Source organism: Parapedobacter koreensis, assembly GCF_900109365.1.
In the GTDB taxonomy this organism is placed as follows: Bacteria; Bacteroidota; Bacteroidia; order Sphingobacteriales; family Sphingobacteriaceae; genus Parapedobacter; species Parapedobacter koreensis.
Genome location: NZ_FNZR01000008.1, coordinates 174,923 through 198,072, shown reverse-complemented (window position 1 = coordinate 198,072; position 23,150 = coordinate 174,923). Strand labels below are relative to the sequence as shown.

Here is a 23,150-nt window from a genome sequence, read left to right as displayed (position 1 = left end):
ATGGACAAACATCGCCATTCCATCCAGTCGTATTGCCTCATCCGCGACCGTACCATTACCGTAAATGGGCAGCGCTACCTGGACGTGGAACCTACAGCGGCGCTTCTTGATTTCCTCAAGACGGCTTATCGCCAATTGGATATCGACTACCCCAAGTTCCATAAAATGGATGGACTCAGCAAGGCCATTTTCATTGCCGTGGAACTGATAGCACGGGAATCCGGGCCTTATAACGACGATACGGCGCTGGTTTTTTCCAACTATTCGTCCAGCTACCTTGCCGATAGCCGCCATGCCATGGACATTTTCAATGGGACGCACCCCATGGCAAGTCCTGCGACATTTGTTTATACGCTGCCCAATATTGCGATGGGCGAAATCAGCATCCGCCATCAATTGCATAGCGAGAATGTTTTCTTTATTTTTGACAGCTATTTGCCGGAATTTCTCGTACCTTATGGCACGGCAATGCTGGACGACGGGAAAACCAGCGGTATCCTCAGTGGATGGACGGAAGTAACGGATACGCGATGCGACGTATTTTTGTACCATATTGGCAAAACAGGCGGTATGCCACATACTATTGAGCATTTGAAACGATTATATCAAGGATAAGGAAGAAAATGAGTGAATTGACCCAAGAGCTGAAAGCAAAAATCATTACCCAACTGAATTTGGAAGACCTCACCGTGGATGATCTGGACGACAATACCCCGTTGTTCGGTGATGGGCTGGGGTTGGACTCCATCGATGCGCTGGAGCTCATCGTCATGCTTGACAAGGGCTATGGCATCAAGCTGGCCGATCCCAAGGAGGGCCGGAAGGTGTTTGAAACCATCCAGACCATGGCCGACTATATCGAGGCAAACCGCAAATGAATCCGCCAAGCCCGATAGCCATCACCGGAATGGGCGCCATCTCTGCCATCGGGGAAGATGTGGCTGCCAACTTCCGTTCCCTCGTACAATCACGCCATGGCATCGGGCCTATCACACTGCTGGACACCTACCACCGGGATAAATTGATGGTCGGTGAAATCAACATCACCAATACGGAATTATACGACCGGCTGGCCATCCCTCGTCACGAGGCTTATACCCGCAGCACGCTGCTGGCCATGGCCGCTGCAAGGGAAGCGATGGCCATGGCGGGTATCGATACCAACGACGATTACCGGACGGGGCTTATCTCGGCGACTACGGTAGGCGGCATGGATGCCACGGAGCGCTATTACGACGACTACCTTGCCGCTGAAACAAACCGGCATTTTATCCCCACGCACCCTTGTGGGTATGGCACCGAACAAATGGCCCGTTACCTGGGGGTGAATGGCTTTATTACCACCATCAGTACGGCCTGCTCCTCTGCGGCAAACGCCATCATGCTGGGTGCCCGGATGATCCGGGCCGGGCTGCTCGACCGTGCTATCGTGGGTGGCACGGATTGCCTATCAAGGTTTACCATCAACGGCTTCAATTCGCTGATGATCTATTCTCCTACCCATTGCCGGCCTTTCGACGAAAACCGCGACGGGCTGAACCTGGGCGAAGCAGCTGCATACTTGGTACTGGAAGCACCGGATTTGGCTGCCCGGCAATCAAAAAAGCCGCTGGCCTACCTAACAGGCTACGGCAATGCCAACGATGCATTCCACCAGACGGCCTCATCCGACAACGGCGAGGGGGCTTTCTTGGCAATGAAAACGGCCCTCGAATTAGCGGCACTAAAACCCTCCGACATCGATTACATCAATGCACATGGCACCGCCACACCCAACAATGACTTGACGGAAGGCCACGCCCTGCTCCGTGTATTCGAATCTCCGGACGCCTTGCCACCATTCAGCTCGACCAAAGCCTTTACCGGGCATACCCTGGCAGCGGCGGGCGCTATTGAGGCGATTTTTTCCGTACTGGCGCTACAACACCAGGTGGTTTTTGCCAACCTGAACTGCTCACAACCCATCGCATCGTTGGGCATCCGGCCGCAGACCCGTCTGGAAACGAAACAGATTAACCATGTGCTGTCCAATTCGCTCGGTTTCGGAGGGAATAGCAGCGCCCTGTTATTTTCAAAAGCAGATGATTAGGCCCATTTACATCCACGGCAGTGGCTGCGTATCCATCCAGCCTACCTTTGAATCGGGTTATCACTTTGAAACCCTTCGGGCGTATGCCCAAAACACCGTACCTGCGTTTGATCCCGACTATAAAACCTACATCCCGCCCATGCAATTGCGGCGCATGAACAAAAGCATGCGCATGGCCATCTTTGCTGCCCGCAGCGCCTTACAAGAAGCCGGGAAAGACACCGCAGATGCGGTCATCGCCGGCACCGGGTTGGGCTGCTTGCACGATTCTGAGCGTTTTGTGGAAACCTTGCTGGCTGAAGAAGGCCAGTCGCTGAATCCAACACCGTTTATCCAATCGACCCACAACATGGCGGCTGCGGCCATCGCCCTCTCGCTCGGGTGCAAGGGGTATAACATGACGTATGTAGCTAATGCCAATTCGTTTGAATCGGCCTTGCTGGATGCCCAAATTTATTTGGCTGAGCACCCCGAACAGGCGGTACTGGTGGGTGGCGTCGATGAACTGGGCGTAAGGACGGTGCAATTCTGGGACATCGCGGGTTACCTAAAGCACGACACCCCTGCCATTCCCACCCCGTTGGGGGCCATGCCATCGCCCGGCGAAATCGCCGGCGAAGGTGCGTCCTTTTTCGTCGCGTCCCATCAGCCAGGACATGAAGCCCTGGGAAAAGTTACCGCCGTGGAGACCTACTTCGATGCGACTGATGCATCCGTATTCATCAGCCACTTCCTGCAACGCCACAATCTGGATGCCAGCGCCATTGATGCGGTGCTACTGGGCTATAACGGCGATGACCGCTACGACCAGGCGTATGCGACGGTTGAACACACGTTGTTGGCTGGAATACCACAGATCGGATTCAAGCATGTCCTGGGTGAATACGATACGGTGATGGCCAGTGCGCTTTTCCTGGCATTGCGCTTATTCAAGCGGCAGGATATCCCACAATCGCTCCTGCTTAATGGCACCCAACCCCGTTCGTTGCAGCGGATCCTCATCTATACCCAACGGCGCGGGAAAAACCATGGATTGATTCTGGTGGAAAAAAAATGAAGTCGAATATACAGCAATAGTTACAGTCTATATTAATTTTGCATTTAAACACGGCTTTTGCTATCTTTACATAAACTGGAGCATCTGGAGAAATGCAAACATTAATCGTCCAACCACAGAATAAAGAACAGCTTAGGGCGGTGGAGTCCGTTCTAAAACTGCTAAAGGTGAACTTTATCATACAAGAAGATACACTACCTGCTTATGTGATAGATGGCGTAACGGAATCTATGCAGGAAGCGAAAGCGGGTGAACTTACCCCTTTTAAGAGTATTCGGGAAATGCTTGATTTAGAATGAGCCTTGAAATACATTATACGCCTAAAGCAAAAAAGTCACTTAAGTTTTTATACGCTTTCATTGAACATAAATTCGGGGAAACCACATGCGGATAAGTTCCTGCAAAATGCAGAAAAGACTATATTTTTAGTCGGAGAACAGCCCTATATTTTCAAAAAAAGTGAATTTGGTGAGCAGCATATCAGATTAGGTTTGATAGCCAGGCAAACTTCATTTTTGTACGAGATAACCGACGATAAAATCATTCTCCATTTCTTCTGGGATAACCGGCAGGAACCTTTCTACGAGCACAACGATCACTAATGTCTCCTCTTTCGTGCAAGTCTTTCACAAGCATATTTCTTCCACTCGCGATGTTACTTATCATTGTGACAACACTTATCTTATCTGCCGATTTACCGTGGCAAACGATATTGCTCCCATTGGCAGTTGGCTTAATCTGCATCGCCATCGGCGCATTCAACATCCAATGGAACTTCTTTATCAAAGCCATCCATAACGGCGATGCTTCCCACCGGCAAATCGCCCTTACGTTTGACGATGGCCCGCATCCGGTATACACCCCCCAGGTGCTTACCCTATTGGAAAAACATGCTATCCAAGCCACATTTTTCTGCATTGGCAGACAGGTAGATCAACACCCGGCGGTGGCCAGGGAACTCCACAAACAGGGGCATACCGTCGGCAACCATTCCTACACCCATGGAGCGGCCATCGATTTCAACACGAAAGCCCAATGGCTGGAAGAAATCCAGCGTACCGACACCGCTATCACGAATTGCGTGGGCCGCAGGCCACGTTTTTTCCGACCGCCGTATGGGGTGACTACCCCTCATCTGGCAGGCGCCCTAAAAAAAAGCGGCCATTCCGTGATTGGCTGGCGCGTGCGCCCTTACGATACCGTGCAGCGCTCCCCTGAACGCATCGTGCAGACCATCCTGAGAAAAACCAAGCCGGGTGATATCATCCTGCTGCACGATACGCACGACCGCATTGTCCCCGTTTTGGAACAGTTGTTGCCCGAACTGAAAAGACGCGGATTCTTTTTGGTGACCGTAGAAACATTGACCCAACAACAGGCTTATGCATAAATACGTTATTGCCACAATTGCATTATTGATGACCTTCTCGGCGGGGTTTGCCCAACGGAAAGCGCTGACACCCGCAGAAGTGGCAGCACTCAAGGCAAAGGTAGCCGCCAACACCAAAAGCCTGCAATCGCTGGAAAGCGACTTTACCCAGTCCAAGCAGTTGAGCTACATGGATGATGCCATCAACGCATCCGGCAAGCTGTATTTCAAGGCTCCCCGGAAAATCCGGTGGGAATACCTTCAACCAACGGGATATGCGGTGGTTTTTGACAACCAAACCATGCATGTGGACGAAGGCGGTGGAAAGCAAAGGCACCTTGATATGGCTTCCAACAAGCGGTTAAAGGGCTTAAGCGACTTGTTGGTGGGTACCGTCCAAGGAGGGGATCTATTTGATGATAGCCGCTTTGCCATCACGTACTACCGAGAGGGCATAGGGTATGTAGCGACATTGATACCGAAAGAAAAAGCACTCCAGCGCTATATCAAACAAGTGGAATTGACATTAAATGGCAACAATTTTCTATTAACGCGCGTCAAAATCACCGATCCCACACAGGATTATACGTTAATTGATTTCGAAAACCAGCGGAAAAATGCGGCGATACCCGAAGATAAGTTCATGATCAAATAGCCCAGTTTGTCACCGATATGCGGTGGATTTTTTACTTTTGCTTGCTATGTCCCTTTTACCCAATTTTTATTCGTTAGTAGCGTTCACGGCTCATGGCCAAAAGGTATCGGCCTCGATTGCCATAAACAAGGCACATCCGGTATTCCAGGGCCACTTTCCGAACCACCCAGTGACACCGGGAGTCTGCATGATGCAAATCATCAAGGAGCTGGCAGAAAAATGGGCGGATTGCGCCTTGGTACTGAAGACGGCAAGGAATGTAAAATTCATGGCCATTATCAACCCGGAAGACCATCCAAACATTCAGGTGGAGTTGGATGTTGAAGAAGAAGACGGCCTGCTGGCTATCAAGAGTACCACCTCCTTCGAAGATACGGTGGCACTCAAATTCAGCGGCGTCTTCCAAAAAGTTTAGACTATGAAGAACTTATTTTTTTTCCTTGCGGCATTAGTATGCGCGGTGCTCGTACGGGCACAGGATCTAACTAACATCCGGCTCTTGTATAAAGATGCTACCCGATCTGAGGAACAAGCCCAAGCGTTCTACGAACCGCTAAAAGCGGTATCCAAGTCAGCTAAACCGGTATTGGTGGCTTACAAGGGATCGGGGCTCATGCTGCTGGCCCGGTATGAAAAACTGTCGGAACGGCGTGCAAAAGTCAAAGAAGCAGCACAATGGATTGAGCAGGCGGTGGCTGCCGAACCGAATAACCCTGAAATCCGGCTTATCCGCCTCAGCGTGCAGGAACACCTTCCAAAATTCCTCCGGTATAACCAAGATATCGAAGACGACCGCAAGTTTGTGCAACAAGCGCTCCCGTCGTTGGAAGATGAGGGATTAAAAGCCATGATCAATGGTTATTTCGACGAGTTTTCAAAAAAATGAACCACGAACCTAAATGACTTCCAACGAGGTATTGGCTACTATCAACGCTTGTGTAATCATCCCCACCTACAACAATGCCAAAACGCTCAGACGGGTGCTGGACGGTGTGCGCCAATATACGTCGCATATCATCGTGGTCAATGATGGTTCTACGGACGACACCGCATCCCTGCTGGCTCATTATTCGGACCTGACCATCATTCACCTGCCACGCAATAAGGGTAAAGGATGGGCACTCCGCATCGGTTTCCGTGCGGCCGGCAGGCAAGGATTCAGCTACGCCATTACCATTGACTCGGATGGCCAGCATTTCCCGGAGGACATCCCGCGGTTTGTGGATGAAATCGAACGTCATGGATCAGCATTGCTTATCGGCGACCGCAACATGAACCGGGAAGGTATCCCCGGCAAGAGCAGCTTCGGCAACCGGTTTTCCAATTTTTGGTTCCGGTTTGAAACGGGCATCGCGCTCGCCGATACGCAATCGGGTTTCCGGCTCTACCCGCTTAACCGGATACAGGGGATCCGCTTCTATTCCACCAAATTCGAATTTGAGGTGGAGGTCATCGTCAAAGCGGCCTGGCGGTGTATTCCCGTGCGCAATATCCCCGTAAACGTATTGTACAACCCCGCAGAGCGGGTATCGCATTTCCGGCCGTTTCGCGACTTTACCCGCATCAGTATCCTCAACACCTGGCTTGTGCTGGTCACGCTGCTTTACATCCGCCCGCGTGCGTATTTCCGTTCATTCACGGAAAAGGGATTCAGGCGTTTTTTCCTCGAAGACCTGCTGCATAGCGATGATTCGATTTTGAAAAAAGCCTTGTCTGTGGCTCTGGGCGTACTCGTGGGACTCTCCCCGATTTGGGGATTCCAGACGATTACCGTATTGTTCCTCGCGCTGGTGCTCCGGCTGAATAAACTGATTGCCTTTGCTTTTTCGAATATCAGTCTTCCACCGCTCATCCCCTTTATCATTTATATCAGCCTGCAAATCGGCGCGTTACTTTCAGGGCAACCCGCGGGTTCAAGTTTACTTTTTCAGTGGGCAGAAATTGGCACATATGGGACGTTTATTCAACAACATCTGACTGAATATGTCGTGGGCAGTTTTGCATTAGCTACCGTCAGTGCCGTCATCTTCGGCCTCGGCGCTTATTTACTGTTGAACATAAAGGATAGGCAAAAGGTGTAGGAGCAATTTATAATTCTATTACCTTTGCTTACCTAATATAATGGATGAATTGGCTTCCTTTTTCTATACGATATTCCGCTACTTTCAAAAGCACCGAACCGCGTTCTTTCTTTCCGTCCTATTGTGCTTTGCCTTGGTAGGTTATTGGGGCAGCCGGATACGCTTTGAAGAAGACATCATGAAGCTCATTCCGGCAAGCGAAGATGCTGAGCAATTAGCCAATGTCATGCAATCGGTGAAATTTGCCGATAAAATTGTCGTCAACATCACGACACCGCATGCAGACCATGTCGCTGTACTGCAAGCCTATGCCGATGCCTTCACCGAAGCCCTGGAAAACGATGCCTCATCGTATATCCAGCGCTTGCAGGTACAACTGGAAGACGATCAACTGCTGGATCTGATGGATGTCGTCAGGCATAATTTACCGCTCTTTTTGGAGGAAAGCGACTACCAACGGATCGATTCGCTGCTGGTGCCCGATTCGGTAGCAGCCAGGGTACAGGAAACATACCGGACAGTCACCGCTCCCCAAGGGCTCATCACGGCATCGCTGGCCAGGCAAGATCCACTGGGGATGTCCTACATGGGGCTTCGGAAGTTCCAGCGCCTGCAATCCGGTGAGCAGTTTACCTTGCAAGATGGCTACCTGATAGCCGAAGGCGGCAAAAACCTGCTGGCCTTCATCACCCCGTCCATGGGCAGCAGTGAGACCGCGCAAAATACCCGGCTCATCCAAATCCTCGACCGCACCATCCAGACACTGAACACCCGGTTTGAAGGGCAGGCCACGGCATCGTATTTTGGCGCAGCGGCAATGGCCGTAGCCAATGCGCAGCAGGTCAAACGCGATATCCAAGTCACGCTGTCCATTGCACTGGTTGCACTGGTTGCGCTTTTTATCTATTTCTATCGGCGCGCATACATCCCCTTGATTATCCTGGTACCCGCTGCTTTCGGAAGCCTGCTGGGGATAGCTGTGCTTTATTGGCTTAAGGGCACGATATCCGCTATCTCCATTGGCATCGGCTCCGTGCTGCTGGGCCTGACGCTGGACTACTCGCTGCACATCCTAAGCCACTACCGTGGCACGGGCGATGTAAAAAAACTATTCGACAGCACCACAAAGCCCTTATTGATGTGTGCGATATTCACGGCGGTAGACTTTCTCTGCCTGATGTTCCTGCATTCGGATGTGCTGAAAGACCTGGGCATCTTCGCGGCCGTCAGCGTATTGGGGGCGGCATTGTTTGCCTTAGTCTTTATCCCGCAGGTATATGCGCCACGCGAGGCGATTACGATGCGGCGCAACACCTTCATCGATGCCATCGCCCGCTACGATTTCAGCCGCAACAAGTGGGTGCTCGGTATGGGGCTCATCCTAACTGCCATCAGCCTATTTACCTTTCAGCGGGTGGGTTTCAATGATGATTTAGCAGCACTGAACTATCAGCCCGAGCAGTTGAAGCAGGCCGAGCAAGCCCTCGACTCCCTCAATGACTATGCGGCCAAATCCATCTACTTCGTAGCCTATGGCGACACCTATGACGAAGCGCTGGAAAGGAATCGTGCACTGTACCGCCGACTGGAACAGCAGGAAACCCAGGGGGCAATCCATGGTTTTCAATCGGTAGGGAGCATCGCCTTTTCAAAGGCACAGCAACAGGATAAAATCAACCGCTGGAACCAATTTTGGTCAGGCCGGAAAAAAGAGCAGCTCACACAGCGACTCATTGCGGAAGGCCGGAAAGTCGGTTTCAAGGAAAACGCCTTCGAACCGTTCTTTGAAACCCTATCGCAAGCTTACATGCCACTGGACACGGAAGACGAAGCCTTGCTAAACAACCTGTTTCTGGATGAATTCATTGCCGTGCGGGAGCACCTGACCACCATCACGACCCTGGTGAAAGTCGGCGACGACCACACTGCCCAATTGGTGCAATCACTGACCGACAACGAAGCGGGGTTGCTGGCCATTGACCGCAAGCATTTACAGGAAAGGCTATTGAGTAATCTCGAAACCGACTTCAACAACTTATTCTTTATTGCATCGGTAGCCGTATTTGTTGTCATCTTCCTGTTTTTCGGCAGCCTGGAACTCACTTTGGTGACCAACATTCCCATCTTCCTCGGATGGCTGGTGACACTGGGACTGATGGGAGCGTTTGGTATCCACTTCAACGCATTCAACATCATCATTACCACGCTGATTTTTGGGTTGGGGGTAGATTATTCGATCTTCGTGACGAAAGGATTGCTGGAACACTATACCTATGGCAGCGAGGATATGCCGGCGTATAAGTCGGGCGTGGTGATGTCTGCCCTGGCCACTATCCTATGCTTCGGTATACTGGTCTTTGCCAAACATCCAGCCATCCGATCGATCGCGTTCATTCCGCTTATCGGGTTGCTCGTCGTGGTACTGATGTCTTTTTCCATCCAGCCCTGGCTATTCCGTATTTTCATCAGCCGCCCCCAAGAACGGGGCAATACGCCCTGGCGCGTGACCAATCTCCTACTCACCGGCTTCACCTTCGGTTATTTCTTCCTCGGCGGTTTGGCGGTAAGCCTGCTGGCACAAGTACTGATTCCCATCCTCCCTATCCGTAAAAAGAGAAAATTCAGGTTGCTCCACCGCATCATACAACTGTTTTTCCATAACCTGATGTTCCGTACCCCCGGCGTGCGGATGACCATCATCGGCGACCGGAAGGCGGCTTATGGACGGCCAGCCATCGTTATCGCCAACCATACATCCATCCTGGATACCCCGACGATGGGTTTGCTGCATCCCTTGCAAATCTTCATGATGAACGACCGACAATTGCGCTCTCCCTTTTTCGGGCGGCTGATGCGCATGGTAGGCGCGCATCCGGCATCGGAAAACAATCCGGGAAGCCTGGAAAAGCTTCGGAAAAAAGTGGAGCAGGGCTATTCCATCATCATCTTCCCCGAAGGTACGCGATCGCTGACCACCGCTATCCAACGCTTCCATAAGGGTGCTTTTTTTCTTGCGGAACAGCTGAAGGCTGATATACTGCCCGTATTGATCCACGGCAATGCCCTCGCCTTGCCGAAAAACGACAACATGCTAAAGACCGGCCCCATCACGTTGAAAATACTCCCGCGCATCCGGCATGACGATGCGGACTTCGGGGTGGCATACCGTGAACGCGCCAAGCGCATTGCTGCGCATTTCAAGCAGGAGTTTAGGGCCTTGCGCAACGAACGGGAAACCGCCGACTATTTCAGGTCAGCACTCTATGCCAATTACCGTTACAAACCAAAGGCTATCCAGCGGGAAGTGCGGGCCATTTTTAATAGCCGCAAGGCCAATTACCACCGGCTGGCACGGTTGCTTCCACTCAACGGCGGCTTTTTCCATTTGGGCTGTGGCTATGGCGTACTGGATTTTTTGCTGGCATATGACAGCGCTGAGCGCCATATAGCCGCATGGGATACCGATTTGGAAAAAATACATGCCGCACAGCATACGTATACGGTAAACAGGTATCCGCTTCGGTTCCTGGAAGATCCGCGGCCTGTGGACGACTACCAGGTACTGATGGTATCTGGCCATGTGGCTTTGGACTGGACAGCTTATCTACAAGCCGCAACATGGTTGGTATTCGAAAACGTAGAAACCATAGAATTAAGTATCTTAGCCGAACAAGGGTTTGAAGGGATTTTTGATCACGAAGGAATAAAAGTCTTGCGAAAAAATGCGCGAATCATATGATGTCATCGTCATCGGTAGCGGCTTAGGTGGACTCGTATGTGCCACCACCTTGGCCAAAGAAGGACTCTCCGTGTTGGTACTGGAGAAAAACAACCAATACGGTGGCAACTTGCAGACATTTGTGCGTAACCGATGCATCTTTGACACCGGCGTGCACTACATCGGCGGACTGGACAAAGGGCAAAACCTCTACCGATACTTCCATTACCTGGGTATCGCCGACAAGCTACGCCTCAAACGCATGGATCGGGATGGCTTTGACATCGTGACCTTCGACAATGATCCCAACGAATACCCCTATGCCCAGGGCGGTTCCAATTTTGTGGAACAACTTAGCCGATATTTTCCCGAAGAACGCAACGGCATCGAACGGTTTTATGCCACGATGAAAGCGACCTGCCAACGTTTTCCCCTGTATCGCCTCGATGCCACTGAAACGTACCAGTGGAACGAGGAGACACTCGGCCTTAAAGTAAGCGATGTCATCAATAGCTGCACCTCCAATCCCAAACTGCGGGCGATACTTGGCGGCACGAACCTGCTTTATGCAGGAATTGAAAATAAAACCCCATTTTATGTGCATGCATTGTCCATCAACTCATACATCGACAGTGCATGGCGATGTGTCAATGGCGGGGGACAAATTGCCAAATTACTTATCAAAGAACTGCACCGGTATGGAGGGGAGACACGCAAATGCCAGGAAGTCGTGCAATTCCACCTGGAAAATGGGGTGCTCCGCTCGGTTTCTACGGCGGATGGCAACACCTACCGTGCGGCATCGTTTATCTCCAACGTCGATCCCAAAAAGACCCTCAACCTGATTGGCGACTATCCGGTACGGAAATCCTATGCCAGCCGTATCCGCGAGGCCGAAAATACCATATCATCCTTCAGCTTGTACATCGTGCTGAAACCACGGTGCCTGCCCTACCTGAATAGCAACTACTACCATTTCAAGGACGAGGCGAGTGTATGGAGCAATGCGCACTACCGGGTAGCAGACTGGCCAAATGGCTACATGGTATCCATGAATGCAAAGCACGGCCACGAGCGCTGGGCCGAGACGATGACCGTATTTACCTACATGCGCTTTGATGAGGTAAGCGAGTGGGCCAATACGTACAACACGGTAGCGAAGGCCAACTATCGGGGAGCCAGCTATGAGCAATTTAAACAACGGAAAACCGAAATCATGCTCAACGAATTGGAAAAGAAATTTCCGAACCTGCGCGAACATATAAACGCCATCTATGTATCCACGCCACTGACCTACCGGGACTATATCGGTAATGAGACTGGGGGCATGTATGGCTTCGTGAAAGACGCAAATCACCCCCTCCGAAATTCCCTGCCCCCCCGCACTAAAATCAGGAACTTATTGCTCACTGGCCAGGGTATCAGTATGCATGGCATCTTGGGTGTGACCATCAGCGCTATGCTGACCTGCACGGAATTATTGGGCAAAGAATATCTCTTGGGAAAAATCAACACGTATGGCAACGCTGAATTTACAACCACTTGAACGCCTATCATCCATCGGCAAGGACGCATTTATCAACCGTTATTACCGCCCACAGCGGCCTGTACTCATCGAAGGGCTCACCGATACCTGGAATAGCAAATGGACATTTGAACATATCAAATCGTTGGCCGGCGACCAAATCGTACCGCTATATGACAATAAGCCCGCCCAAGGAAAACAAAGCGTGTATGATCCGGTGACGCAAATGCGATTTGGCGACTACATAGACTTGCTGCAAACAACGCCGACCGATCTCCGCATTTTTTTCTATACCCTGAAAGACCATTGTCCGCAACTCCTTGAAGATTTCGACTATCCGGAGATTGGCTTAAAATTTTTTAAACGGTTGCCTGCCTTGTTTTTCGGGGGCGGCGAATCGAAGGTCTTTGCCCATTATGACATCGATTTGCCGGACAACTTGCACATCCATTTCGAAGGCAATAAACGGGTGATGCTCTTCGGCCCGGATCAAAGCAGGTACCTGTACAAGGTTCCGTTTTCGATACACAACATTGATAAAATCGACATGGACAACCCCGATTTCCAGCGGTATCCGGCACTGCGGCACGTCCGGGGATTCGAGGTATACATGAAACATGGGGATGCCCTTTATATGCCCAGTGGTTGGTGGCACTACATCACCTACCTGGATGGCGGCTTTTCCATGACCCTGCGTGCCCTTCCACGTACGCCCAGGCGGGTGGCTGGCATGCTGTACAATGTATTCGTCATGCGCCTCATTGACAACACCATGCGAAAGATTAGGGGCCAGAAATGGCTGGATTTCAAAGAAGAGTGGGCATACCAGCGCACACAGCGTTTGGTAAAAAAAGCAGCGACCAGCTCATTGCCCTTCGAAGGGTAATTTGCAAGCCGCTGCTGCATGCATTCGATCAGCTATCCAGCATTGCGTTCTATCATATTAAGGAAAAGACCGGATCTGTCGACATACATGGAAAAGGTTAAGGTCGTATTACTTTGGATGTTTATATTTATTAATCAGTTCTGCACGGCTGTTGATCTGTAATTTGCCGTAAATATTACGAATATGAAATTTTACCGTATCTACGCTAATAAAAAATTTTTCGGCCACCTGCTTGTATGAATCCCCGTTTTGGAGCATGGCCACGATTTCAATCTCACGGGGGGTAAGCCGTTCTACCTCCGCGGTATCTTCTTTGTCGAGAAAAGGATTGAAATGCCCAATCACCATCCGGGCTACATGCGGGCTCATGACAGAACCACCATTCAATACCTCTAATAATCTTTCCTCCAGCTGGGGTAATGGCGTATTTTTTAGCAGGTAGCCCGAAGCACCTGCACACAACGCTTGAAATATGGCATCTTTGTCTTCAAATACCGTGTACATCACCACTTGGGTTGAAGCTGATTTCCGTTTGACATACCAAGCCGTTTCAATACCCGATTTGCCTGGAAGCCCTATGTCACAAAGCAACAAATCGATGCGCTGCTCCTTCCACATATCCATAAAATTTTCTGCGGAATGGGCGGTGAGCACAAGTTCAAAAGACTTGGATGAATCAAAAAACTCTAGCAATGAATCAAGAATAACTTGCCTGTCTTCGATGATGGCCAAACTATACCTTTCAAGCTTCATACAATACGTTATTCCATTTGATTACCTTACAAAATTATCACATTGAATGTTACTTTTTCCCGCCCAAATGGGTGGTTTTTTTAAACGCAGATACTTGCCCAGTCGCCTAATTAGGAGACGACTGGCAAGCCGCTGCAAAGAGACATATATCCAGCAAAAAACAACCAGCGTTGCGTTCTACCACCGCAACATGGGGAAAACTGGTCAAGGCTATGATATATGCAAAGCGTTTAACACGATTACGCCCAAGTCTACTCATTCCTGAACATGGCAAATGTATTTCTTTTTACTTTTATGATTTCCCACCCAAAAGGGTGGTTTTTCAGAAATATTCGGTTAATATTTATTAATGAGTTCGGATCGCGAATTGATTTGCAATTTGCTGTAGATATTACGGATGTGGAACTTCACCGTATCCACACTGATAAACAACTTTTTAGCCACGGTTTTATAGGATGCGCCATGCTGGAGCATAGAGACTATCTCAATCTCCCGCTGGGTAAGGCGATCGGCTTCTTTTGCTCCTTTTTTATCCAATAACGGGTTGAAATAACCAATTACCATACGCGCTACCTGTGGGCTCATCACGGATCCGCCATCCATCACTTCCAGCAACTGCTCCTGAATTTTGCTCAGTGGCGTATCCTTGAGCAAATAGCCTGAAGCACCGGCACACAACGCCTGAAAAATGGTATCCTTATCTTCGAATACCGTAAACATAACCACTTGTGTAGAAGACGATTTGCGTTTTACATACCAGGTGATTTCTATTCCCGACTTGCCTGGAAGACCGATATCACAAAGCAATATATCTATCCGTTGGTCTTTCCAAACACTCATGAACTCTTCAGCTGACATTGCAGTAAACAAAAGTTCAAATTGCGCAGAAGCCCTGAAATACCCCTCTAATGCTTTATGTATAATGATGTTATCTTCAATGATAACCAATTTAAATTTATCATTTCCCATAGGTAGTGAAATAACCCCAACGTGTAGGAATAGCTGTTTTTCAAAGATTGGGTGTAAAGGTAGCCTATTTTGTTCACGGTTAGCCTACCCTTTTGGGGTAGTTTTCGAAAAATAGCAAAGCCATCAGGTCCGGTGTGTTCGCGCACCAAAACAAATCCAAATGCTGAAGATCAAATACAATGTGCTTAACCATATGAGCTGGCTAGAGTCCTTGAGGATATACGCCGCTTGAAGCCTATTGAACAGGATACTGAGTACCATACTTACTTGAATTACAATAAATAATGAGTAGATAACTGTTAACAAATTTAAGAAAAAAAGCAACTTGGAGGATATATCTCCTTCTGTAGTATCTACCATAAATAACAGCCGCCACTGTGCCAGTAAATACACAAAAGCAAGGGACAACCGGATAAGGTAATGCCACTGCTGATCAATAAAACCATAGTCATGCTGAAAGCCGATACTGATATTTTCGACCAACTGTTGCATCAGTGCATTTTTTTCAGCATCAGTAGCCAATGCATAAGGCATAATATCAACTAACCCGAAGGCGAATGGAAGGGCGTGCAGGTACCAATACCGGGGCATTTTTTTTGCAGGATAGAGTTTGAGCTGCACGTAAAAATAAAAACAGGGAGCAATAAGATAATACAGTGGAATCCCTTTATTATAGCAGTTGGGCAGTTGTTGGATGTATCCCGTGATAATCATCATGTAGACAAATACATACCACATAATGGCAAACAACCCCACATTGAACAAGATATCAGCGGGATTGCGCCGGGCTTTCACATCGGATAAACGTAGCACGATAGCCAGTGCGCTGAAAAAAATACCGATGGTAGCGAAGATGATAACCAGGCGATCCATGGTCAGCTAATCTTAAAAAAAGAAACGAATTCCTTGTATCCGGAAAAAAGATAGCGTCGGATAGGTACGCTCACGACTACTTCGTATCCGTTTTCTGTGAAGCCGGATTTCAGTGTAGCACCTATCTGGGTGGCACGTAAGTGCATGTTCTGTTGTCCCTGCCCCTTGCGGCCCATCCGCAGCTTGTCAGTTGCCATACCCTTCTTCTTGCCATCATCCTGGATGACCATTTTAATTTCCTTGCCGGTATGGTGCAACCTGATGTACACGGCGCTCGCCTCCGAATGCTTACAGATATTGTGTATGGCTTCTTTAAAAATCAGATACAGGTTTTGCCGTACCGTCTGCTTGATCAACTTACCTTCTTCCTGATCCATGTCAAAGGTAATGGACATGTTTTTGGGCTCAAGCAGCTGACGAGCAAGAAATTTCATCCGATCACTTAAATTCCCCTGTTGGTTGTTGCGCGAATCAACAGCCCAAATAATGTCATCCATCATTTGGATGGCCTCACGGCTATAACTGCCCAAGGACTCGACGGATCGCCCCAGTATTTGGCCGGGCTTCAGGCGGAGCAGATCGGTCTGCATAGCAATACCGGTAAGCAAACCGCCGACTTCATCATGCAAATCGCGCGATATGCCCCTCCTCAATTTGTACTCGTCTTTAATCTTACGCGAACGTTCGTAAAGGATGTAACATAAAATACCACTGACACCGAGAATCAGCAAGACATAAAATCCCAGCGTTTCTGTAAATACGGGTTCTTTATGAATTACCCACGTGTGTATTTGTTCTGCTTCGGAGGCGTTGATGGCCTGGATTTTTACGGACACATAATAATTGCCTGCCGAAATCCCGGACAAGTTGATTTGGGAAGACACCGGCATTTCCTGGTATTCTTCCATCAGTGGAGCTATCCTAAATAGCATCCGATAGGCTTGCCTGTAATAATTCGGACGGGCAAAATCCATGGAAAACCACACCGCATCTGACGGCAGGTAAATGGTATCCTGTAATGTTTTCCGCGCATAATCATCCACATAGCGATTAGTCTTGAGTCCCATGCGGGTTCCCGACAACAGTGGTTTGTCCATATAAATGGGAGAAGCATGCAGCAATTCGGTGGGTGTAAAGCTGATGTATCCGCCTATCCCCCCCATGAATAACAAATCCTCTTTTTTATCATAAAAGATTGCCTGGTGGTTAAACTCTTCGAAGGGCAAGCCATCGGTGTGCTGATAATTGTACAGCCGATTGTCTTTCAGTATGGATAACCCTTCATGGGTTCCCATGAACAAGGTATGGCTTACATCCATCAATTGATACACGGTATTGCTGGCCAATCCATTGTCTACGTTGACCATACGGCTATGGGTTCCCTTGCTATCGAGGATGACCAATCCTCGCCCTTTGGTAGCCAGGTAAACCGAATCGCCCGACAGCGCGTGCGCATACACATTCAGTTTGGTTTCGTCAGCCGGGTACACTTTTCGAAACGAGCCTGGCTTCCACGAAAAGAAACCCTGATCCGTTGTATAGGTGACGTCTCCCCCCGAATAGGAAATGGATTGCACGCGCATACCCCGACTAAAAAAACCATACGTTGGGCACATCAGCGGACGGACAATACCTGAAGAAAGCGCATATTGCCATATGCCATTATAGGTGCCTACCAGCAAGGTATCCGGCGATTGGCGAGCTATGCAGTAGGCCATGCCATTGAACCGTTCCTGCGTCGTGTCCGGCAGGTGCAAGGGGGCTGCGGATACTTTTCCATTTACGAGGAAATTGAGGAAATCGCCTTCCATAGCAATGCAGGTCGTATCATTGGACAATGCAAAAAACGTATAATAATTGTTTTCAGGTGCCGCGGTATAAGGCTGAAGATCGCTGGTTTTTGACCAGCTGTCCAAATAACCATAACCCCCAAAGTAATACGTGTCTTGCTGACGTACCATACCCCGCGCACTTCCGCAAGCGATAAAATTAAACGGTATCTTGGCCGGAAATACGCTGTATACGCCTTGATCGGTACAAAGCAGCCATTCATCCTGCCCTTGCTGCCAGCCATTGAGCCGTTTATGCAATATGCCTTCGTCAATGACATGGGTATCTTCATCAAGCAGCCTGAATGCAGTATCCCGGCTAAATTCGAAATATTTATCTTCATGGAATACGATTACCTTATCGTCCTTTACGAAAGACCAATGGTTCCAGTTTGTGAAATCATTCGTTGGAAATTCGCTGCGCGGCAGGTAACGGAAACCATCGCCATCAAACAGGTAGTAGCCCTCGGAATAAATCCGAAGCAAGACACCGCCATCAACGGGCAGTAGATCTTCGAGGTGGTCAAATAATCCTTTCGGAAACGGTACAACCTGCTTTTTGCCGGTATGCAGTGCAATGCCGTAAAGCTTATCGCCGAAAGCCAACCAGGCATGCTCATTATCCACCACCAACAACTTGCCCAAGGGTTTCCGATCAATGATGGCACGCGTATCAAAACCGGAGATACGTTTTTTGGTAGACTCATCGATCTGCCATATTGTGCCTTCCCCATCGGCCAGAAAAAATGCATCGCCCCGATTGAACAGGGCAAAAACAGATTTGCCAATCAATCCATTGACGTAGGGCAGTTGGGTTGGAAAAGACCAGGTATTGGTATCAAACACAAAAAGCCCATTGCGGGTGTCAATCCATAGCCGCCCCCAAGAATCGGCAGTAACGGCGCTGACCTCGTCAAAGGGCAATTGTTGTTTATAAAGCCTGGAAAAAGCGGTTACATTCACCCCATTGTACCGATATAACAGCCCGCCGGACACCACCCACACCATACCCAGCTGATCTTTTGCTGCGCTGCTAATCATCTGGTGATGATTGTCGATTCCCGTAAGCACCTGTGCATAATGGTATGGGGAGGCCGCTGCACGGCAGTAGGGAAGCAACAGGCCAACCAAAAGCTTGATGAACATCAAGCACCATATCTTTCGGTTGGGGCTAGGGCTTTTCATTGATCACTGGGAAATCACTGCAAGCTCTTCAGAAACTTGTGCAATTTGGGGGCAATTACGGCCGAACAATAGGCGTTTTGGGGATTGTTGTTGAAATAATCATGATGATAATTTTCGGCGACATAAAAGGGTTGTGCAGGAGATAGCTCCGTCACAATGGGATCGTCGTATACTTCGTGGGTGGCCAGTTGCCTGATAAATTCTTCGGCCTCGATACGTTGCTGTTCGTCGTGATAGAAGATAACCGAGCGGTACTGTGTCCCCACGTCATTGCCCTGCCTGTTTAATGTCGTGGGATCATGCGTCTTGAAAAACACTTCCAGCAGCCTCCTGTAAGGAAGCACTGTTGCATCATAATCGATCTGCACGACTTCCGCATGCCCCGTAGCACCGGTACAGACCTGTTCATAAGTTGGGTTTTCGCGCTGCCCGCCCATATAGCCCGGCAGCACACTATTCACACCCTCTAATTGCTTGAAAATTACTTCGGTGCACCAAAAGCACCCTCCTCCAAATGTCGCTATCATTTTTTTCTATTTTTTTTCTTCCGGATTTCAGCTACCGGGTATCAGCATTGCCTATCATCAAGAGCCTGGCAGCTGATTACTGGTAGTTTTTAAAGATAGGTGTTTTACTCCCAAAAATCAATACACGCTTGCTCCCGGCAATAGCAAATCTTGCTTTTGCCCGTCGCACACGGCATACGAAAACCCTTTTTGCAAAGAAAAGGCACCGTATTCCCCGTTTTTATTCAATGCCAAGAACCCGACTTGGATTTGTTTGGCGGTATCTGGTTTCTTTTCGATAATGCGTTCCACCGCTTCCTTGCAGGCATCTTGCGGCGATCGGCCTTGCCGCATCAACTCCACTACCAGAAAGCTACCCACCGTGCGTATAACCTCCTCGCCCACGCCGGTGGCTGTAGCTCCCCCTACCTCATTATCCACGTATAGCCCGGCCCCTATAATTGGGCTGTCGCCGACCCTTCCACGCATCTTAAAGGCCATACCGCTTGTCGTGCAGGCACCGGAAAGGTTGCCTTCGGCATCCAGAGCCAATATGCCGATGGTATCATGGTTATATTGATTGCCTGGTAGCTTTTCGGTATTAAAAGACTTATTTTCGATATTAACGACGGGTTCATATTTCTTTTCCTTGAGCCATGCTTTCCATGCTTTTTCTCCTTCGGGGGTAAGTAGCACTTCTTGCTCAAATCCATTTTCAACGGCAAACTGCAACGCCCCTTCGCCCACCAGCATCACATGGGGTGTCTTCTCCATGACCATGCGGGCTACCGAGATGGGATGCGCAATGTTTTCTAACGCGGCAACCGACCCACAATTTCCTTTATCATCCATGATGCATGCATCCAGCGTGACGTGTCCATCCCGATCGGGATACCCCCCCTTACCTACCGTCAGGTTTGCCAAATCCGCTTCGGGCACCCGCGCACCCGCCTCCACGGCATCCAAGGCCCTGCCCCCTGCTTTCAGCACCTCCCATGCCGCTTGGTTGGCAGCAACGCCAAAATCCCAGGTGGATAGGACAATGGGTTTGTTGATTGTGGTGCTTTCCCCTGCCTGATGGGCACAGGCCGCCAACATATCGGCCGTTGAGAGCAGGGAAGCGCCCATTGCTCCTGCTTTAATAAATTTTCTCCTATTGATCATGTTAAGCGTATTATTTGATGCCAAATGCGTATTCGAAAACGCTATTATAGTAAAAAGTTGCTATAAATCACGCATGCGTAGTTTTTGGATTTTTCGACACTGCGCAACCCGTACGATTAAAAAAATTGCACAATAGTGGATTATAGCTTACCTTAGGCAGAAACTTGCCGCTATGAAAACCTTCAAATATATAATACTGTCCCTATTTTGCTGCGCCACAGGCTTAGCTAGCCCAGCTCAGGCGCTTTTTCCCGATTCTGTCGTATACCAAAGAATCGAACAACTGGCCAAAGAGACCGAACGGCGTTATGCGCCGGACAAACGGACTGCTATTTTTGAACTGCATGTTGCCGACAGTAATGCCCGTCTATTCCGGATAGTCACGACAGAACCAAAAGCTGGTGAATATTTCAATCAATTATTGGCTGGAAGCACGATTTCCAGCACAAATGTAACGATAAATCTGCTACCGGACAGCAGTATAGGAGGGAATATCGCGGGAATTGTAAACCTTTCCGTGGCTAATCTTCGCGTTGAGCCCAGCAATCAGGCCGAATTGGCTTCACAAGCTTTGCTGGGCACCCAGGTAGATTTGCTGCAGGAACAAAATGGCTACTACCGCATACGCACACCGGAAGGGTATATTTCATGGGTAAGTACCTCATCGGTAACGCCCAAGTCCACACCGGAGCTGATCCAATGGCGGGAGGCGAAAAAGGTGATTTTCATTGCCGACTTCGGGCATGCGTATACGATGCCCGATGAACAATCATTGCGGGTTTCGGATTTGGTAATGGGCAATATACTCCTCGCTGGACAGCAAGCTAACGGTTTTGTGCAAGTGCGGTATCCCGATGGCCGTGATGCATACATCAAACAGGATCTGATCCGGCCTTTTGATGAATGGCTCGGCACGGTAAACCCAACGGCTGAAGCCGTCTTGAAAACAGCAAAGACCATGATGGGCGTCCCCTACCTATGGGGAGGCACCTCGGTAAAGGGGGTAGATTGCAGCGGCTTCACCAAAACGGCCTACTACATGAATGGGATCGTCATTCCCCGAGACGCCTCGCAACAGGTGCTTGCCGGCCAATTTGTGGACATCTTATCAGCCGATACCTTGGATACCCAAAAGGCGCTCCAGAACCTACAGCCTGCCGACTTGCTTTTCTTTGCTTCGGGCAAAAACCGGGATCCCAACGCACGGGTCACCCATGTGGCACTTTACCTTGGCAATGGCGAATTTATCCACTCAGCGGGGACGGTACGCATCAACAGCATGCTGCGTGACGCCCCGAATTATGAAGACTTCGAAACACGCACGCTGGTAGCCGCCCGCCGGTATATCAGGCAGTCGGATCCGGCACTCCAGCCCGTTGCACAACATCCCGCTTATACCCTGCCTACTGAAAAGCTACACGAATGAAAACACCTGCAACTATACGCAAATCCGGAAAATTTACGCTACGCTACCGTCCTTATACCTTAGCGCTCAAACATGTCTTCACGATTGCCTCAGGATCACGCAACACCACACCCGTGGTGCTCACGGAACTGGAATACGACGGCATTGTCGGCTACGGCGAAGCCTCCATACCGCCTTACCTGGGCGAATCGCATGAAAGCGTGTTGGCCTTTTTGGACAAGGTGGATCTCGCTGCGTTCAACGATCCATTCCTCACGGCCGACATCTTGGCCTCTGTAGATGGCATTGCTCCGAAAAACACGGCGGCCAAAGCTGCCGTGGATATCGCCCTACACGATTTGCTCGGCAAACTCATGAACCAACCCTGGCATCGGATATGGGGTTATGCTCCTGCGAAAGCGCCAAATACTTCATTCACCATCGGCATGGATACCGCAGACATCGTGCGGCAAAAAGTACAGGAAGCCGAACCCTATAAGCTACTCAAGGTCAAGCTGGGGTTGGATACCGATAAGCCAATGATAAATACCATCCGTGAAGTGACGGACAAGCCGCTTTGCGCTGATGTAAACCAAGGATGGAAAAGCCGTGAACAAGCATTGGAAATGGCTTATTGGCTTGCTGAACGGGGTGTCGTTTTTCTTGAACAGCCCATGCCCAAGGAACAAGTAGACGACAACGCCTGGCTCACCGAAAACAGCCCCATTCCCACCATAGGCGATGAAGCTGTACAACGGCTGGAAGATGTCCATAAAGCTTTCGGTGTATATACCGGCATCAACATCAAGCTCATGAAATGCACGGGCATGCGCGAAGCGCACCAGATGGCCGAGCTTGCACGAGCGTTGAATATGAAGGTGATGCTGGGTTGCATGACAGAAACATCCTGTGCCATTTCTGCGGCGGCGCAGCTATCTCCCGCCGTGGATTGGGCAGACCTGGACGGTGCCCTACTCACCAGCAACGATGTATACCAGGGCATGAAGGTCGTAGACGGCAAGGTGGTGCTGCCCGATGGGCCGGGTATCGGCATCTCGCCGAATGCTGCTGTGGTACAGGGGTGAC

At 49.6% G+C, this 23,150-nt stretch carries 21 protein-coding genes; 15 read left to right on the top strand and 6 right to left on the bottom strand.

Annotation, left to right across the window (positions count from 1 at the left end):
• The 13 genes from BMW65_RS18320 to BMW65_RS18255 all read left to right on the top strand — a co-directional run bounded on the left by BMW65_RS18320 (position 1) and on the right by BMW65_RS18255 (position 13,380).
• Entirely contained in the window at positions 1 to 615 is a 615-nt protein-coding gene (locus BMW65_RS18320; RefSeq protein ID WP_090607575.1) for a hypothetical protein, read from the top strand.
• Positions 616 to 623: 8 nt separating this feature from the next.
• Complete coding sequence (locus tag BMW65_RS18315) at positions 624 to 878, top strand: phosphopantetheine-binding protein (protein ID WP_090607574.1); 255 nt, start codon at positions 624 to 626, stop codon at positions 876 to 878.
• A complete protein-coding gene (locus BMW65_RS18310) occupies positions 875 to 2,089 on the top strand; it encodes a beta-ketoacyl-[acyl-carrier-protein] synthase family protein (protein WP_090607572.1) in 1,215 nt (404 codons plus the stop codon). The genes BMW65_RS18315 and BMW65_RS18310 overlap by 4 nt, the downstream gene beginning before the upstream one ends.
• Positions 2,082 to 3,146, top strand: coding sequence for a beta-ketoacyl synthase N-terminal-like domain-containing protein (locus tag BMW65_RS18305; RefSeq protein WP_177181208.1), 1,065 nt, complete (start codon positions 2,082 to 2,084; stop codon positions 3,144 to 3,146). The genes BMW65_RS18310 and BMW65_RS18305 overlap by 8 nt, the downstream gene beginning before the upstream one ends.
• A 92-nt stretch (positions 3,147 to 3,238) precedes the next feature.
• The gene (locus tag BMW65_RS18300; protein ID WP_090607569.1) at positions 3,239 to 3,445 is read left to right on the top strand and encodes a DUF2683 family protein; all 207 of its coding nucleotides are present in this window, start codon (positions 3,239 to 3,241) and stop codon (positions 3,443 to 3,445) included.
• A 353-nt stretch (positions 3,446 to 3,798) separates the two neighbouring features.
• Positions 3,799 to 4,536: a polysaccharide deacetylase family protein gene (locus BMW65_RS18290; RefSeq protein WP_177181207.1), complete on the top strand. Its 738-nt coding sequence runs from the start codon at positions 3,799 to 3,801 to the stop codon at positions 4,534 to 4,536.
• A complete protein-coding gene (locus BMW65_RS18285; RefSeq protein WP_090607565.1) occupies positions 4,529 to 5,170 on the top strand; it encodes a flexirubin biosynthesis/transport protein LolA2 in 642 nt (213 codons plus the stop codon). Before BMW65_RS18290 ends, BMW65_RS18285 begins: the two co-directional genes overlap by 8 nt.
• Before the next feature lie 46 nt (positions 5,171 to 5,216).
• The gene (locus BMW65_RS18280; protein ID WP_090607563.1) at positions 5,217 to 5,585 is read left to right on the top strand and encodes an ApeI family dehydratase; all 369 of its coding nucleotides are present in this window, start codon (positions 5,217 to 5,219) and stop codon (positions 5,583 to 5,585) included.
• 3 nt (positions 5,586 to 5,588) lie between these two features.
• Positions 5,589 to 6,056, top strand: coding sequence for a hypothetical protein (locus BMW65_RS18275; protein WP_090607562.1), 468 nt, complete (start codon positions 5,589 to 5,591; stop codon positions 6,054 to 6,056).
• A gap of 13 nt (positions 6,057 to 6,069) precedes the next feature.
• Positions 6,070 to 7,251: a DUF2062 domain-containing protein gene (locus tag BMW65_RS18270; RefSeq protein WP_090607560.1), complete on the top strand. Its 1,182-nt coding sequence runs from the start codon at positions 6,070 to 6,072 to the stop codon at positions 7,249 to 7,251.
• Positions 7,252 to 7,291: 40 nt separating this feature from the next.
• The gene (locus BMW65_RS18265) at positions 7,292 to 10,990 is read left to right on the top strand and encodes a 1-acyl-sn-glycerol-3-phosphate acyltransferase (RefSeq protein WP_090607559.1); all 3,699 of its coding nucleotides are present in this window, start codon (positions 7,292 to 7,294) and stop codon (positions 10,988 to 10,990) included.
• Positions 10,974 to 12,515, top strand: coding sequence for a phytoene desaturase family protein (locus BMW65_RS18260; RefSeq protein WP_090607557.1), 1,542 nt, complete (start codon positions 10,974 to 10,976; stop codon positions 12,513 to 12,515). Before BMW65_RS18265 ends, BMW65_RS18260 begins: the two co-directional genes overlap by 17 nt.
• Positions 12,487 to 13,380: a cupin-like domain-containing protein gene (locus tag BMW65_RS18255; protein WP_177181206.1), complete on the top strand. Its 894-nt coding sequence runs from the start codon at positions 12,487 to 12,489 to the stop codon at positions 13,378 to 13,380. Before BMW65_RS18260 ends, BMW65_RS18255 begins: the two co-directional genes overlap by 29 nt.
• A gap of 108 nt (positions 13,381 to 13,488) precedes the next feature.
• Here the strand turns inward: BMW65_RS18255 and BMW65_RS18250 are convergent, their stop codons facing one another.
• The 6 genes from BMW65_RS18250 to BMW65_RS18225 all read right to left on the bottom strand — a co-directional run bounded on the left by BMW65_RS18250 (position 13,489) and on the right by BMW65_RS18225 (position 20,659).
• Entirely contained in the window at positions 13,489 to 14,133 is a 645-nt protein-coding gene (locus BMW65_RS18250) for a response regulator (RefSeq protein WP_090607556.1), read from the bottom strand.
• A gap of 336 nt (positions 14,134 to 14,469) precedes the next feature.
• The gene (locus BMW65_RS18245; protein WP_090607554.1) at positions 14,470 to 15,102 is read right to left on the bottom strand and encodes a response regulator; all 633 of its coding nucleotides are present in this window, start codon (positions 15,100 to 15,102) and stop codon (positions 14,470 to 14,472) included.
• Positions 15,103 to 15,225: 123 nt separating this feature from the next.
• On the bottom strand, positions 15,226 to 15,975 hold the full coding sequence (locus BMW65_RS18240; RefSeq protein WP_090607553.1) for a hypothetical protein: 750 nt from the start codon (positions 15,973 to 15,975) through the stop codon (positions 15,226 to 15,228).
• A gap of 2 nt (positions 15,976 to 15,977) precedes the next feature.
• Positions 15,978 to 18,950 (bottom strand): sensor histidine kinase, encoded by a 2,973-nt coding sequence (locus tag BMW65_RS18235; RefSeq protein ID WP_177181205.1) that lies wholly within the window; start codon positions 18,948 to 18,950, stop codon positions 15,978 to 15,980.
• 53 nt (positions 18,951 to 19,003) lie between these two features.
• Entirely contained in the window at positions 19,004 to 19,516 is a 513-nt protein-coding gene (msrA, locus tag BMW65_RS18230) for a peptide-methionine (S)-S-oxide reductase MsrA (protein ID WP_090607550.1), read from the bottom strand.
• 117 nt (positions 19,517 to 19,633) lie between these two features.
• A complete protein-coding gene (locus BMW65_RS18225) occupies positions 19,634 to 20,659 on the bottom strand; it encodes a glycosylasparaginase (protein WP_090607548.1) in 1,026 nt (341 codons plus the stop codon).
• 172 nt (positions 20,660 to 20,831) lie between these two features.
• Here BMW65_RS18225 and BMW65_RS18220 point away from each other — a divergent pair, with 172 nt between their 5' ends.
• Both BMW65_RS18220 and BMW65_RS18215 read left to right on the top strand, forming a co-directional pair.
• The gene (locus tag BMW65_RS18220; protein WP_090607546.1) at positions 20,832 to 22,085 is read left to right on the top strand and encodes a C40 family peptidase; all 1,254 of its coding nucleotides are present in this window, start codon (positions 20,832 to 20,834) and stop codon (positions 22,083 to 22,085) included.
• A complete protein-coding gene (locus tag BMW65_RS18215) occupies positions 22,082 to 23,149 on the top strand; it encodes a dipeptide epimerase (protein ID WP_090607545.1) in 1,068 nt (355 codons plus the stop codon). The genes BMW65_RS18220 and BMW65_RS18215 overlap by 4 nt, the downstream gene beginning before the upstream one ends.
• Position 23,150 lies beyond the last annotated feature (1 nt).